General features: G+C 66.3%; 11 protein-coding genes and 1 pseudogene. 6 read left to right on the forward strand and 6 right to left on the reverse strand.

Annotated elements, in window-relative coordinates; all coding sequences use genetic code 11:
• The first annotated feature begins 97 nt into the window (after positions 1–97).
• Both D5084_RS10965 and D5084_RS10970 read left to right on the forward strand, forming a co-directional pair.
• Complete coding sequence (locus D5084_RS10965) at positions 98–613, forward strand: peptidylprolyl isomerase (RefSeq protein WP_128515531.1); 516 nt, start codon at positions 98–100, stop codon at positions 611–613.
• Positions 600–1,217 carry a peptidylprolyl isomerase gene (locus tag D5084_RS10970; protein WP_128515532.1) on the forward strand — a complete coding sequence of 206 codons (618 nt, stop codon included), beginning with the start codon at positions 600–602 and terminating at the stop codon, positions 1,215–1,217. The genes D5084_RS10965 and D5084_RS10970 overlap by 14 nt, the downstream gene beginning before the upstream one ends.
• 32 nt (positions 1,218–1,249) lie before the next feature.
• On the opposite strand, the gene tyrS is transcribed toward D5084_RS10970, so the two are convergent.
• Positions 1,250–2,500, reverse strand: coding sequence for a tyrosine--tRNA ligase (gene tyrS / locus D5084_RS10975; protein ID WP_128515533.1), 1,251 nt, complete (start codon positions 2,498–2,500; stop codon positions 1,250–1,252).
• 56 nt (positions 2,501–2,556) lie between these two features.
• On the opposite strand from tyrS, the gene D5084_RS10980 reads away from it, so the two are divergent.
• Complete coding sequence (locus D5084_RS10980; protein WP_128515534.1) at positions 2,557–3,654, forward strand: anhydro-N-acetylmuramic acid kinase; 1,098 nt, start codon at positions 2,557–2,559, stop codon at positions 3,652–3,654.
• On the opposite strand, the gene rarD is transcribed toward D5084_RS10980, so the two are convergent.
• From rarD to D5084_RS11005, 5 genes and pseudogenes are all read right to left on the reverse strand, one after another.
• Entirely contained in the window at positions 3,638–4,573 is a 936-nt protein-coding gene (gene rarD, locus D5084_RS10985; RefSeq protein WP_128515535.1) for an EamA family transporter RarD, read from the reverse strand. The two genes, D5084_RS10980 and rarD, sit on opposite strands and share 17 nt — an antisense overlap.
• Before the next feature lie 201 nt (positions 4,574–4,774).
• A pseudogene (locus D5084_RS10990) lies at positions 4,775–5,017 on the reverse strand (cupin domain-containing protein); the annotation flags it as partial.
• Complete coding sequence (locus D5084_RS10995) at positions 5,014–5,544, reverse strand: pseudouridine synthase (RefSeq protein WP_128515537.1); 531 nt, start codon at positions 5,542–5,544, stop codon at positions 5,014–5,016. The pseudogene D5084_RS10990 and the gene D5084_RS10995, both read right to left, overlap by 4 nt.
• Before the next feature lie 109 nt (positions 5,545–5,653).
• Entirely contained in the window at positions 5,654–6,931 is a 1,278-nt protein-coding gene (gene eno / locus D5084_RS11000; protein ID WP_128515538.1) for a phosphopyruvate hydratase, read from the reverse strand.
• 51 nt (positions 6,932–6,982) lie between these two features.
• Positions 6,983–7,885 (reverse strand): DMT family transporter, encoded by a 903-nt coding sequence (locus D5084_RS11005; RefSeq protein WP_128515539.1) that lies wholly within the window; start codon positions 7,883–7,885, stop codon positions 6,983–6,985.
• Positions 7,886–8,160: 275 nt separating this feature from the next.
• Here D5084_RS11005 and D5084_RS11010 point away from each other — a divergent pair, with 275 nt between their 5' ends.
• The 3 genes from D5084_RS11010 (at position 8,161) to D5084_RS11020 (ending at position 13,485) form a co-directional block, all read left to right on the forward strand.
• Positions 8,161–9,048, forward strand: coding sequence for a DMT family transporter (locus tag D5084_RS11010; RefSeq protein WP_128515540.1), 888 nt, complete (start codon positions 8,161–8,163; stop codon positions 9,046–9,048).
• 471 nt (positions 9,049–9,519) lie between these two features.
• Entirely contained in the window at positions 9,520–13,194 is a 3,675-nt protein-coding gene (locus D5084_RS11015) for a vitamin B12-dependent ribonucleotide reductase (protein WP_128515541.1), read from the forward strand.
• A gap of 75 nt (positions 13,195–13,269) precedes the next feature.
• A complete protein-coding gene (locus D5084_RS11020) occupies positions 13,270–13,485 on the forward strand; it encodes a hypothetical protein (protein ID WP_128515542.1) in 216 nt (71 codons plus the stop codon).
• Positions 13,486–13,530: the final 45 nt, after the last annotated feature.

Raw genomic sequence — 13,530 nt, forward strand, 5'->3', positions numbered from 1 at the left:
GGGATCACGCCCACGTCAACCGCTTCTCGCGCTTTGCGCTTCCCTTGGCCGGATGCCGCCGCTACGGTCGCGCCCGACGAAAACCAAGGAGACCCCGATGCCCGACATCAAGGACCCGGAGAACACGATCATCCTCACGCTGAAGGACGGCGAAGTGGTGATCGAGCTTCTCGCCGACGTGGCCCCGAAGCACACCGAACGGATGAAGCAGCTTGCCCGCGACAAGGCCTATGACAATGTGGCCTTCCACCGGGTGATCGACGGCTTCATGGCCCAGACCGGCGATGTGGAGAACGCAAACATGGCCTCTCCCAACTACAACCCGCGCCGGGCGGGGACGGGCGGGTCGCAGTACCCGGACCTTCCGGCCGAGTTTTCCAAGCTGCCGCATGACCGGGGCACGCTGGGCGCGGCGCGGTCGCAGAACCCGAACTCGGCCAACAGCCAGTTCTTCATCAACTTCCGCGACAACCATTTCCTGAACGGCCAGTACACCGTCTACGGCCGGGTCATCAGCGGGATGGAGCACGTGGACAAGATCGCCCGGGGCGAGCCGCCGGCCAACCCCGACCGCATGATCTCTGTCAGGGTGGCCGCCGATGTCCAGGCTTGATCGCATCCTTGCAGGCGGCCTCTTCGCCGCCGGTCTCGCCGTCGTCGTCGGCTACGGCATCAGCCAGACCGGCCCGGCCCAGGCCCAGGCCGCAGATGGCCCCGGCCCGAACCTCGTGATAGAGATTGCGGGACAGGCCAATGGCACCGTGGTCATCGACCTGCTGCCCGAGGTCGCGCCGAAGCACGTCGCGCAGATCGTCGCTCTGGCCAGGCAGGGCGCCTACGACAACGTGGTCTTTCACCGGGTGATCGACGGCTTCATGGCCCAGACCGGTGACGTGCAATACGGCAAGGCCGGCGGGGACCTGTCGATGGCCGGCATGGGCGGCTCGGCGATGCCCGATATTCCGGCCGAGTTCACCAACGCGCTGTCGTTCCAGCGCGGCGTCGTCGGCATGGCCCGCGCCCAGGATCCGAACAGCGCCAACAGCCAGTTCTTCATCACCTTCGGCGATGCGAGCTTCCTCGACGGTCAGTACACCATCGTCGGCAACGTCGTCTCGGGGATGGAGGTCGTCGATGCGATCAAGCGCGGCGACGGCCGGAATGGCGAAGTGTCCGGTGCCCCCGACGTGATGACCAGGGTCACCGTCCAGGAGTGACATGCGTAGGGTGGGCAATCTGCCCACCCTACCTACCCGATCACCACCAGCGCGTGGCGCTTCTTGCCCGCCGTCAGCTTCATCGGCTCGAGCAGATGGCTTGCCCCGAAGCGCAGGCCCGCGTCGGTGACGATCTCGTCGTTCACCTTCGCCCCGCCCTCGGCGATCAGCCGTTTCGCGTCCTTGCCGCTGGCCGCCAGCCCCGCCCGCACGAACAGCTGCACGATCCCCACCCCCTCGGCCAGTTCCGACACATCCAGCCTGACCGTAGGCAGGTCCTCGCCGATCCCGCCCTTCTCGAACACCTCCCGCGCCGTGGCTTCCGCCGCCGCCGCCGCCTCGGCCCCGTGCAGAAGCGTCGTGACCGCATTGGCCAGCACGATCTTCGCGCTGTTGATCTCCGACCCGCCAAGGCTGCCCAGCCGATCACACTCATCCACCGGCAGCTCGGTGTAGAGTTTCAGGAACCGCCCCACATCCGCATCCGTCGTGTTGCGCCAGAACTGCCAGAATTCGTAGGGCGAATACAGGTCCCCATTCAGCCAGACCGCGCCGGACTGGCTTTTCCCCATCTTCTTCCCGTCGCTCGTGGTCAGAAGCGGAGACGTCAGCCCGTAAACCTCGCCGTCTATCACCCGCCGCGTCAGATCCACCCCGTTGACGATGTTGCCCCACTGGTCCGACCCGCCCATCTGCAACAGACAGCCATGGCGCCGGTACAGCTCCAGGAAGTCGTAGGCCTGCAGGATCATGTAGTTGAATTCCAGGAAGGACAGCGACTGTTCCCGATCCAGCCGAGACTTCACGCTCTCGAAGCTCAGCATCCGGTTCACGCTGAAATGCCGCCCGATGTCGCGCAGGAAGCCGATGTAGTTCAGCCCGTCCAGCCATTCGGCGTTGTCGACCATGATCGCGTCGGTCGCGCCCTCGCCAAACCGCACATAGGGCGAGAACGCCCGCTTGATGCCCTCGATGTTCGCCGCAATCTGCGCATCCGTCAGCAGGGGCCGCTCCTCGGCCCGGAAGGACGGATCGCCGATCTTGGTTGTGCCCCCGCCCATCAGCACGATGGGTTTTCCGCCTGACTTCTGCAGCCAGCGCAGCATCATGATCTGGATCAGGCTGCCGACATGCAAGGAGGTGGCCGTCGCGTCGAAGCCGATATAGCCCGGCACCACACCCTTCAACAATGCTTCGTCAAGCGCCTGATAATCCGTGCAATCGGCAACAAAGCCGCGCTCGAACATCACGCGCATGAAGTCAGATTTCGGATGGTAGTGCATGGCCGCCTCGGTCTAGGATGCGCGCGGGTATAGCTTCGCTAGGGGCGCAAGGGAAGATGCGGAAGGACGGGGCCTTGTGGGCGCTGGGGGCGATGTCGGGCACGTCGCTCGATGGCGTCGACGCCGCGATGATAAAGACCGACGGTCACGCGGTCTTTGCCTTCGGCCCCTCGGCCTATCGCCCCTACACGCCCGAGGAACAGGCGATCCTTCGCGCAGCCCTCGGCCACTGGCCGGGCGATCCGGAAACCCTGGCCGCCGCCGAGGTGGTCGAAACCGCCCATGCCGAAGTTCTCGCCCGCTTCACCGGGGCCGAGGTGCTGGGCTTTCATGGCCAGACCCTGGCGCATGACCCCGCGGGCCGGGGCACGCACCAATGCGGCAACGGAGGGGTCCTGGCCCAGCTTCTCGGCCTGCCCACGGTCTGGGATTTCCGTTCGGCCGACGTGACCATAGGCGGGCAGGGGGCGCCGCTGGCACCCTTCTACCATTTCGCGCTTGCCCGCCGGATCGGCGCAACACAGCCGCTGGCCTTTCTCAACCTCGGCGGGGTCGGCAACCTGACCTGGATCGACCCGACCGCCCCCGGCCCGGAGAACCCCGGTGCGCTTCTGGCCTTCGACACCGGCCCCGCAAACGCGCCGATCAACGACCTGATGCGGGACCGCCTCGGTCTCGATCACGACGAAGGCGGCCGGCTGGCCGCCCAGGGCGAGGTGGACGAGGATTTCGTCGCCTCGGTCCTCAAGGCCCCCTGGTTCGATGCCCCGCCTCCGAAGTCGCTGGACCGCAACGATTTTCACGGCCTGATCGACCGGCTGGAAATGCTGTCCGACGCCGATGCCGCAGCAACCCTCACCGCCATCGCCGCCGCCTCGGTTGCCGCCGCCCCGATCCATTTCCCCGCGCCGGTGACGCGCATCCTCGTCACCGGCGGCGGGCGGCACAACCCGGTGCTGATGGCCGAGCTGCGCCGCCGCATTTCGGTGCGGATCGACCCGGTCGAGGCCGAGGGCCTCGACGGCGACATGCTGGAGGCGCAGGCCTTCGCCTTCCTTGCGGTCCGCGTCCTGCGCAAGATGGCGACCTCGGGCCCCGATACCACCGGGGCACCCGCGCTGGTCGGCGGGGGGCAGATCAGCCGGCCCGACTGAACCGCGCCATCAGGATCGGCAGCGAATAGATCACCAGCGCGGCCCAGATCAGGCTGAAGGCCGCCAGTTTCACCCCGCTGAACGGCTCGCCGAAGACAAAGACCGCGGTCAGGAAAATCATCGTCGGTGCGATGTATTGCATGATCGCGATGGTCGACAGGGTCAGCCGCTTGGCCCCGTTGGCGTAGATCATCAAGGGCACCGCCGTGACGATCCCGCAGCCCAGCAGAAGCGCATTGTCCCAGGCAACGCCTTGCAGGAAGTGCCCGGTTCCCTGCGCCTGCAACCAGCCGATATACCCCAGCGCCGGGATCAAGAGGATCAGCACCTCCAGCGTGAAGCCCTGGTTCGGCCCGATCGGCAGCCGCCGCTTGAGGTAGGCATAGACCCCCCAGGTCAGCGTCAGTCCCAGCGCCACCACCGGCAACCGCCCCGCCTCCCAGGTCAGGATGCCCACCGCCACCACCGCCAGCGCGATCGCCGCCCCCTGCATCCGCCCCATCCGCTCGCCCAAGAGAACCGCGCCCAGGAAGATCGAAAACAAGGGGTTGATGTAATACCCGAGTGCGGCATCCAGCGCATGCCCCGACCCGATGGCCCAGACATAGATCCCCCAGTTGACGCTGATCAGCGCCGCCGTCAGCGCGCCCATCGCCAGCATCCTCGGGGATTGCAAAGCCGCCTTCAGATCCGCCGTCCGCCCCAGCCATGCGATCACCGCCACGGCAATCGGCACCGACCAGACCACCCGGTGCGCGATCACCTCGACCGGAGGGATATGCGCCAGCGCCTTCATGTAGATCGGCAGAAAGCCCCACATGAGGTAAGCCGTCAGGGCATAAAGAAAGCCGGACAGGCTGTCACCGGTCGTCGCCCCCGGGACAGCATCTGGGCGGGGCAGGGCAGGGGTATCGCTCATGCCCTCTGCCTATCCAAAGCCCCCGCCGACAACCACCCCGATCTTGTGCCCCGCACAATCCCGGCCCCGCGCCCCAAGGCATCTTGCTCTTTTCCGAAATACTCCCGCCGGAGGCATCCGACCGCGTCACCCAGGCGGTCCTGAGGGCCTCACGCGCGCCCGTCGCTTGCCCCGCCCGGACGCAGACCTGTCACCCGGCACCCGCACCTCCCGCGCCGCCGTCTCTCCCAGCGACAGCACCAGGGGCGCGCCCGCGTGCCACAGCCGGATCTCGTCGGCATCCACCCGGTGCCAATGCGACTGCTCGCCCGCGCGCAGCAGGAACAGGATCGCCGTGCCCGAGGCCCGGCCCGCGACCTCCGGCCCGACCCATGTCTCCCGGTACCACCCACCCTCGGGATGCGGCCGCAAGCCCAGCTGCGCGATGATCGCTTCTGCGCTCATGCTTCCCTCCACTGCCCCGGGGCCAGCCCCTCCAGCGTCCAGTCCCCCACGCGCCACCTGATCAGCCGCAGACAGGGCAGCCCCACCGCCGCACACATGCGCCGCACCTGCCGGTTCCGCCCCTCGCGGATGGTGAGTTCGATCCACCCGTCCGGCACCGACTTGCGCACCCGGATGGGCGGCGTCCGGGGCCAGAGCCACCCCGGCTCCGCCACAGCCTTCGCCTTCGCGGGCAAGGTCGGCCCGTCGTTCAGCAGCAGCCCCAGGCGCAACCTCTCCAGCGCATCCTCGCCGACCACCCCCTCGACCTGCGCGAAATAGGTCTTCTCCTGCTTGAACTTCGGATCCGCAATCCGCGCCTGCAAGCGCCCGTCATCGGTCAGCACCACCAGCCCCTCGGAATCCCGGTCCAGCCGCCCCGCCGGATAGACCCCCTTCCGGGCTACGTAATCCGCCAGCACCGCCCTATCCCCGTCGCGCGAGAACTGGCACAGGACATCATAGGGTTTGTTCAGCAGGATCAGCATATCCCCTTGCTGCCATGACCGGGCACAAAAGCAAACGGGCACCCGAAGGCGCCCGCCGATTTCTTCCAGGAAACCGGACCGGAATTTTCGAAAATTCCGGCCCTGACCCTCAGCCCTTCAGCACCGACCGCCCGGCATATTCCGCCGTCTCGCCCAGCATTTCCTCGATACGGATCAGCTGGTTGTATTTGGCCAGCCGATCCGACCGCGACAGCGAGCCGGTCTTGATCTGCCCGCAGTTCGTCGCGACCGCCAGATCCGCAATCGTCGAATCCTCGGTCTCGCCCGATCGATGGCTCATCACATTGGTATAGCGTGCGCGATGCGCCATCTCGACCGCCTGCAAGGTCTCGGTCAGGGTGCCGATCTGGTTCACTTTCACCAGCATGGAGTTCGCCACGCCCTCCGCGATCCCGCGCGACAGGCGCTTCGGGTTGGTCACGAACAGATCGTCGCCCACGATCTGCAGCTTGCCCCCCAGACGGTCGGTCAGAAGCTTCCAGCCCTCCCAGTCATCCTCGGAACAGCCGTCCTCGATCGAGATGATCGGGTAGTCGGCGGCCAGCTTTGCCAGCCACTCGACATTCTCCTCGGGCGACAGCGACAGGCCCTCGCCCTTCATCTCATAGCGACCGCCCTTGAAGTATTCCGTCGCCGCGCAGTCGAGCGCGAGGTAGATGTCCTCGCCCGGCCTGTAACCCGCCTTCTCGATGGATTTCAGAATGAAATCAAGCGCGTCACGGGCAGAGCTCAAGTTCGGTGCGAAGCCGCCCTCGTCGCCGACATTGGTGTTGTGACCCGCCGCCGAGAGTTCCTTCTTCAGCGTGTGGAACACTTCCGACCCCATCCGCACCGCCTCGCGGATGTCCTGGGCGCCCACCGGCATGATCATGAATTCCTGGATGTCGATCGGGTTGTCGGCATGTTCGCCGCCGTTGATGATGTTCATCATCGGCACCGGCAGCACCCGGGCCGAGGTTCCGCCGACATAGCGATACAGCGGCTGCGCCGTGAACTCCGCCGCCGCCTTGGCCACCGCCAGCGACACGCCCAGAATGGCATTCGCGCCAAGCCGCGACTTGTTCGGCGTCCCGTCCATCTCGATCATCGTGCGGTCGATGCCGACCTGCTCGGTCGCATCGAACCCGACGATCTCCTCGGCGATCTCGCCGTTCACCGCCGCCACGGCCTCCAGCACGCCCTTGCCCTTGTAGCGCGCCTTGTCGCCATCGCGCCGCTCGTTCGCCTCATGCGCCCCGGTGGATGCGCCCGAGGGCACCGCCGCGCGGCCCATGCTGCCGTCTTCCAGCGTGACGTCGACCTCGACGGTCGGGTTGCCCCGGCTGTCCAGGATTTCGCGGGCGTGAATGTCGATGATCGTGCTCATGGGTGTCCCCTTTGGCCGAATGGGTGCTCTCGTCTGCCCCTTTACCCCGGCTCACGGCACAGAGGAAGCGCGTTTCCTCGCCCGTTCCCGGGCGAAGGCGTATAGTCCCGATCCGACGACCAGACCCGCGCCCAGCAGGGTCGAGGCCTCGGGCCGTTCGCCCAGAAATACCATCGCGATCACCATCGCGAATACCAGCCGGGTGTAACGGAACGGTGCCACGACCGAGACCTCGCCCAGCCGCATCGCCGCGACCACCGCGTAATAGCCGAACAGGCCCGAGACCAGCGCGCCCCCCAGCCCCGCCCATTGCCCCGGCGTCGGCGGCACGAAACTCTGCCCCATCCCCGCCATCAGCAGCGCCCCCGAGGGCACCAGCCCCAGATAGGCCCAGGTCGCCACCTGAAACGTCCCGATCCGTGCGGGCATCACCCGCGTCGCCAGGTCCCGCGCTGCCAGCACCACCACGCAGGCCACCGTCAACAGCCCCGTCGGATCGAACGCCGCATCCCAGGGCTTCAGGATCACCAGGACGCCCGCGAACCCCACCAGGATCGAGACCCACCGCCGCCAGCCGACCTTTTCGCCCAGAAACAGCGCCGCCCCCGCCACGACCACAAGGGGCGAGGCCTGCAACAGCGCCGAGGTCATCGTCAGCGGCGCCAGCGCCAGCGCCAGGATATACAGAACCGCCGCCGCCGCCTCGGCCAGCGTCCGCACCAGCGCCATGCCCCGCAAAGCCTCCAGCGACAGCACCCGCTGCCGCTGCCCCGCCGCCAGCGCCCAGAAGACGCAGGCCCCCGCCGCCCCGGTCAGCGCCAGAACCTGCCCCGGCGGCAGGGCCTCGGCCGACCATTTCAGGAACAGATCCTCGACGGCAAAGAACGCCATCGAGCCCACCATCAGCCCAGCTGCCCGGGTGTTGTCGGCGGCGTCAGTGGGGCGGGGGGGCATGGCGGTCTCCGGTCAGGCCCACAGGCCTACACCGGCCCCCGGCGGAAGGAAACCGTCAGCGATACAGCCGCAGCACCCCCGACAGGTCGTGCCAGCGGTTGCCCCCGACGACCCCTGCGCCAGGCTCGGGACGCCCCTGGCGCTTACCACCGCGATTGCGATCTTCACCAATGTCCTGCCGAAGCTCATTGCCACACTCCTTCACCCGAAGGTGGCTGCCTTCCTTGCCGCCGCCCGCCGGTCAATGCAAAAGGGGCGCAGGGCAGGGGGGAAAGATGCGCAAGACGAAACTCGACGGGGCCGGGGTGGCGATGCTCCTTGGCGTGCAGGGCCTCCTCGCCGTCAACCAGATCATCATCAAGCTGGTGAACGCGGGCCTCCAACCCGTGTTCTTTGCGGGCCTCCGCTCGCTTCTTGCCATCGGCTTCGTCTGGGCCTGGCTGGTCTGGAAAGGCCGCCCGCCGCGCCTGCATCGCGCGGCCTGGGGCACCGGCCTTCTCATCGGCAGCCTCTTTGCCGCCGAATTCCTGTTCCTCTTCCTTGCCATCGACCTGACGACCGTCGGCCGCTCGGCCATCATCATGTATTCGATGCCGGTCTGGTTCGCGATCCTTGCCCATTTCGGCCTGGGCGAACGGATCACCGGCCCCCGCGCCGCCGGTCTTGCCCTTGCCTTCACCGGCTGCGCCGCCGCGATCCTGTCGCGCCCCGACACCGGAGAGGCGAGCCTGGCGGGCGATCTCTGCGCGCTTGGCGCCGCCTGGGGCTGGGCGCTGACCGCCTATGTCGCCCGCCGCCCGGTGATGCGCGAGGAAGGCGCCGAGATGCAGCTTTTCTGGATGGTCCTCGTCTCGGCCCCGATCCTGCTCGGTGCCTCGCTCTTCTTCGGCCCCCTGATCCGCGACCTCCACGCCCTGCATATCGCAGGTCTGGTCTTCCAGTCCTCGGTCGTCGTCGCGGGCGGCTTCATCGCCTGGCTCTGGCTGCTGTCGGTCTATCCCTCGTCCACCGTGGCCTCGTTTTCCTTCCTCACGCCGATCCTCGCGCTTCTCCTCGGCGCACTCCTCTTTGGCGAAACCATCGGCCTGCCGATTCTCCTTGCGGCTGCACTGGTGGCAGCCGGGATCGTCCTGATGAATCGGCCTGTTGCCGCGAAGCCATAGCCCGCTGGCGCGGGGAATCGCGCAAGTCGACCGACGCCCCGGACCGAGGGCCGCAGAAGGCCGCCCCGCAACCGCGCCGAGAGCTTGGGAAATCCGGCACTCTTCACAAATTGCGCGAACTCTGTCCCCAGCTCTGTCCACATCCCCGGCTCACAACCCGTCGCGGCCGCGTGATGTGCCCGGCAAATCGTCAAGCCGGAAAATTCGCATCAGCGCGAAATTTTTCCGTTGATAGGACGGGAAGATTACGACACTTTGACAAAGCGGCGGGGACAACCACTAAATCTAGTGCCGCAGCGAACAGGCAGATCGACCCACACAAAGGGCATCCAAATCGGATGCGGCCCTCTTGGCGGACTGTGACCGTCAGGACCGGACCTCTGTTGCCTGATCGCTGTCGCGCAAGGTCGGACGTCCCCGCGATCGGACACAAGCAAGGGCCGTTGGGCCCACAAAAAGGAGATCAGGGGCATGAAGATCGAGCGGAAGTTCACGACCGAAGCGACCGGCGCCTATGGCGCGATGGCCTTCACCACCACCGTTTCCGAAATCCGCAACCCGGACGGCAAGGTCGTCTTCCGCAACGACGCCGTCGAGATCCCCGAGGGCTGGAGCCAGGTCGCCTCCGACGTGCTCGCCCAGAAATATTTCCGCAAGGCGGGCGTTCCGGCCGTTCTGAAGAAGGTCAAGGAAAAGGGCGTGCCCGAATTCCTGTGGCGGTCGGTCCCCGATGAGGAAGCTCTGGCCAAACTGCCCGAAGATCAACGCTTTGTCGGCGAAACCTCAGCCAAGCAGGTCTTTGACCGCCTTGCCGGGGCCTGGGCCTATTGGGGCTGGAAGGGCGGCTATTTCACCACCGAATCCGACGCTCGCGCCTATTATGACGAGATGCGCTTCATGCTCGCGCGCCAGATGGCCGCGCCGAACTCGCCGCAGTGGTTCAACACCGGCCTGCACTGGGCCTATGGCATCGACGGGCCGAGCCAGGGCCACTTCTACGTCGACCACGCCACGGGCAAGCTGACCAAATCCACCAGCGCCTACGAACACCCCCAGCCGCACGCCTGCTTCATCCAGTCGGTCAAGGATGACCTCGTCGGCGACGGCGGCATCATGGACCTCTGGGTGCGCGAGGCGCGGCTGTTCAAATACGGCTCGGGCACCGGCACCAACTTCTCCTCCTTGCGCGGGGAAGGGGAAAAGCTGTCCGGCGGCGGCAAGTCCTCGGGCCTGATGGGCTTTCTCAAGATCGGCGACCGCGCGGCGGGGGCGATCAAGTCGGGCGGCACCACGCGGCGCGCGGCGAAGATGGTGATCTGCGACATGGATCACCCCGATATCGAGCAGTTCATCAACTGGAAGGTCATCGAGGAACAGAAGGTCGCCAGCCTCGTCGCCGGGTCCAAGATGCATGAGGCCCGCCTCAACGACATCTTCGCCGCGATCCGCCAGTGGGACGGGGCTGAGGCCGACGCCACCGACCCGGCGAAGAACGCCGCGCTGAAAGCCGCGATCAAGGCGGCCAAGAAGGCGATGATCCCCGACACCTACACCAACCGGGTGCTGCAATACGCGCGTCAGGGCTTCACCTCGATCGAATTCCCGACCTACGACACCGACTGGGATTCCGAGGCCTACATCTCGGTCTCCGGCCAGAACTCCAACAACTCGGTCCGCGTGACCGACGCCTTCCTGCGCGCGGTGAAGGAGGACAAGCCGTGGGAGCTGATCCGCCGCACCGACGGCAAGGTCGCCAAGACCGTCTCGGCGCGCGAGCTCTGGGACCAGATCGGCCACGCCGCCTGGGCCTGCGCCGACCCCGGCATCCAGTTCCACGACACGGTGAACGCCTGGCACACCTGCCCCGAGGACGGCCCGATCCGCGGCTCGAACCCCTGCTCGGAATACATGTTCCTTGACGACACGGCCTGCAACCTGGCGTCGATGAACCTCTTGACCTTCCACAGGAACGGCAAATTCGACGCCGATGCCTATGTCCACGCGTCCCGGCTCTGGACCGTGACGCTGGAAATCAGCGTGATGATGGCGCAGTTCCCCTCGAAGGAAATCGCGCAACTCAGCTACGACTTCCGCACCCTCGGCCTCGGCTACGCCAACATCGGCGGGCTCCTCATGAACATGGGCCTCGGCTACGACAGCGACGAAGGCCGCGCCCTTTGCGGCGCGCTCACGGCGATCATGACCGGCGTCGCCTATGCGACCTCGGCCGAGATGGCCAGGGAACTCGGCCCCTTCGCGGGCTATGAGCGCAACAAGCAGCACATGCTCCGCGTCATCCGCAACCACCGCGCCGCCGCGCACGGGCTGCCCTACGAGGGCCTGAACGTCCCCGTCGTCGCCCTTGACCAGGCGAACTGCCCCGACCAGACCCTTGTCGCCCTGGCCAAATCCGCCTGGGACGAGGCCCTGCGCCTGGGCGAGGCCCACGGCTACCGCAACGCCCAGACCACCGTGATCGCCCCCACCGGCACCATCGGCCTTGTGATGGACTGCGATACCACCGGCATCGAACCCGACTTCGCGCTGGTCAAGTTCAAGAAACTGGCCGGCGGCGGCTACTTCAAGATCATCAACCAGTCGGTCCCCGCGGCGCTGGAAACCCTCGGCTACTCCACCAGCCAAGCGGCGGAAATCGTCGCCTACGCCGTCGGCCACGGCTCGCTCGGCCAGGCGCCCGGCATCAACCACACCGCCCTCATCGGCCACGGCTTCGGCCCCCGCGAGATCGAAAAGATCGAAGCCGCCCTGCCGTCCGCCTTCGACATCCGCTTCGTCTTCAACCAGTGGACCCTGGGCGAGGACTTCTGCAAGGGCACCCTCGGCATCCCGGCCGAACGCCTTGCCGACCCCACCTTCGACCTCCTGCGTCACCTCGGCTTCACCAAGGCCCAGATCGACGCCGCCAACGACCATGTCTGCGGCACCATGACCCTGGAAGGCGCCCCCTTCCTCAAGCCCGAACACTACCACGTCTTTGACTGCGCCAACCCCTGCGGCAAGACCGGCAAGCGCTTCCTCAGCGTGGAGTCGCACATCAAGATGATGGCCGCCGCCCAGTCCTTCATCTCGGGCGCGATCTCCAAGACCATCAACATGCCGAACAACGCCACCATCGCCGAAGTGCTGGCGGCCTATGAACTGTCGCACTCGCTCGGCATCAAGGCTAACGCGCTCTACCGCGACGGCTCCAAGCTCAGCCAACCCCTCGCCTCGGCGCTGATCGAGGACGACGACGAGGCCGAGGAGACCCTCGCCAACGGCTCGATCACAGAGAAGGCCCAGGTCGTCGCCGAAAAGATCGTCGAGAAGGTGATCGTCAAGGAAATCGTCCGCAGCCACCGCGAGAAGCTGCCCGAACGCCGCAAGGGCTATACCCAGAAGGCCATCGTGGGCGGCCACAAGGTCTATCTGCGCACGGGCGAATATGCCGACGGCTCGCTGGGCGAGATCTTCATCGACATGCACAAGGAAGGCGCGGGCTTCCGGGCGATGATGAACAACTTCGCCATCGCGGTTTCCGTGGGCCTGCAATACGGCGTGCCGCTGGAGGAATTCGTCGAGGCCTTCACCTTCACCCGGTTCGAACCGGCCGGCATGGTGCAGGGCAACGACTCGATCAAGAACGCGACCTCGATCCTCGACTACATCTTCCGCGAACTGGCGGTTTCCTACCTCGACCGCACCGACCTCGCCCATGTCGCACCGAAGGGGGCCGCCTTCGACGACCTCGGCCGGGGCGACGAGGAAGGCAAGCGCAACATCGCCGAACCTTCGGACGTCGCTGCCTCGAAATCGCTGGAGGTCCTGAAACAGGTCGCCTCGACCGGCTACATGAGGAAACGCCTGCCGCAGGAATTCACCGTCCTGCAAGGCGGGGTAGGGGCCACCGCGCTCGCCACCGGCACCGACGCCCTGTCGATGCTGATGCCCGAGACGCGCGTGACCGGCTTCTCGGAGACGACCTCGACCTTCGCAATCGGCTCGGTCACCTCCGACGCCCGGTCCAAGGCCAAGCTGCAGGGCTACACCGGGGATTCGTGCCCGGAGTGCGGGAACTACACGATGGTGCGGAACGGGTCGTGCCTGAAGTGCAACAGCTGCGGCGCGACGACCGGGTGCAGCTGAGCCTTTGATCTGCGGACCAAACATGACGGCGGGCCATGTGCCCGCCGTTTTCTGTTTCCTTCTTGGGGTTGAGCCATGAGAACTATCGTTGAGCGAATGCTGCCGCAGCAGTTCCTGCTTGATCTGGGAACCTACATGCAGACCGCTGCTCATATCGAACTGGCCGTGTGGCAGACCACCATGCATGCAGAAGGGATCGACCCACACTCCGTTGAAGAGTATCGCAGCTACGTCAGTCTCAAGCTCAAGACTCAGGGATGCTGTCCCGTCGAGTGGTGTAGCTGGCGCTGATCGTCACCGTGATGTTCGGCGCGGGCCTGCTTGATCAGGATGCCA

The organism is Tabrizicola thermarum (genome assembly GCF_003574395.1).
In the GTDB taxonomy this organism is placed as follows: Bacteria; Pseudomonadota; Alphaproteobacteria; order Rhodobacterales; family Rhodobacteraceae; genus Tabrizicola; species Tabrizicola thermarum.

What these genes read in the sequence shown, in the direction of transcription:
- D5084_RS10965 (WP_128515531.1), top strand. Translation starts at nt 98, where the DNA reads ATGCCCGACATCAAGGACCCGGAGAACACGATCATCCTCACGCTGAAG.
- D5084_RS10970 (WP_128515532.1), top strand. Translation starts at nt 600, where the DNA reads ATGTCCAGGCTTGATCGCATCCTTGCAGGCGGCCTCTTCGCCGCCGGT.
- eno (WP_128515538.1), bottom strand. Translation starts at nt 6,931, where the DNA reads ATGAGCACGATCATCGACATTCACGCCCGCGAAATCCTGGACAGCCGG.
- rarD (WP_128515535.1), bottom strand. Translation starts at nt 4,573, where the DNA reads ATGAGCGATACCCCTGCCCTGCCCCGCCCAGATGCTGTCCCGGGGGCG.
- D5084_RS11020 (WP_128515542.1), top strand. Translation starts at nt 13,270, where the DNA reads ATGAGAACTATCGTTGAGCGAATGCTGCCGCAGCAGTTCCTGCTTGAT.
- D5084_RS11015 (WP_128515541.1), top strand. Translation starts at nt 9,520, where the DNA reads ATGAAGATCGAGCGGAAGTTCACGACCGAAGCGACCGGCGCCTATGGC.
- D5084_RS11010 (WP_128515540.1), top strand. Translation starts at nt 8,161, where the DNA reads ATGCGCAAGACGAAACTCGACGGGGCCGGGGTGGCGATGCTCCTTGGC.
- D5084_RS10995 (WP_128515537.1), bottom strand. Translation starts at nt 5,544, where the DNA reads ATGCTGATCCTGCTGAACAAACCCTATGATGTCCTGTGCCAGTTCTCG.
- D5084_RS10980 (WP_128515534.1), top strand. Translation starts at nt 2,557, where the DNA reads ATGCGGAAGGACGGGGCCTTGTGGGCGCTGGGGGCGATGTCGGGCACG.
- D5084_RS11005 (WP_128515539.1), bottom strand. Translation starts at nt 7,885, where the DNA reads ATGCCCCCCCGCCCCACTGACGCCGCCGACAACACCCGGGCAGCTGGG.
- tyrS (WP_128515533.1), bottom strand. Translation starts at nt 2,500, where the DNA reads ATGCACTACCATCCGAAATCTGACTTCATGCGCGTGATGTTCGAGCGC.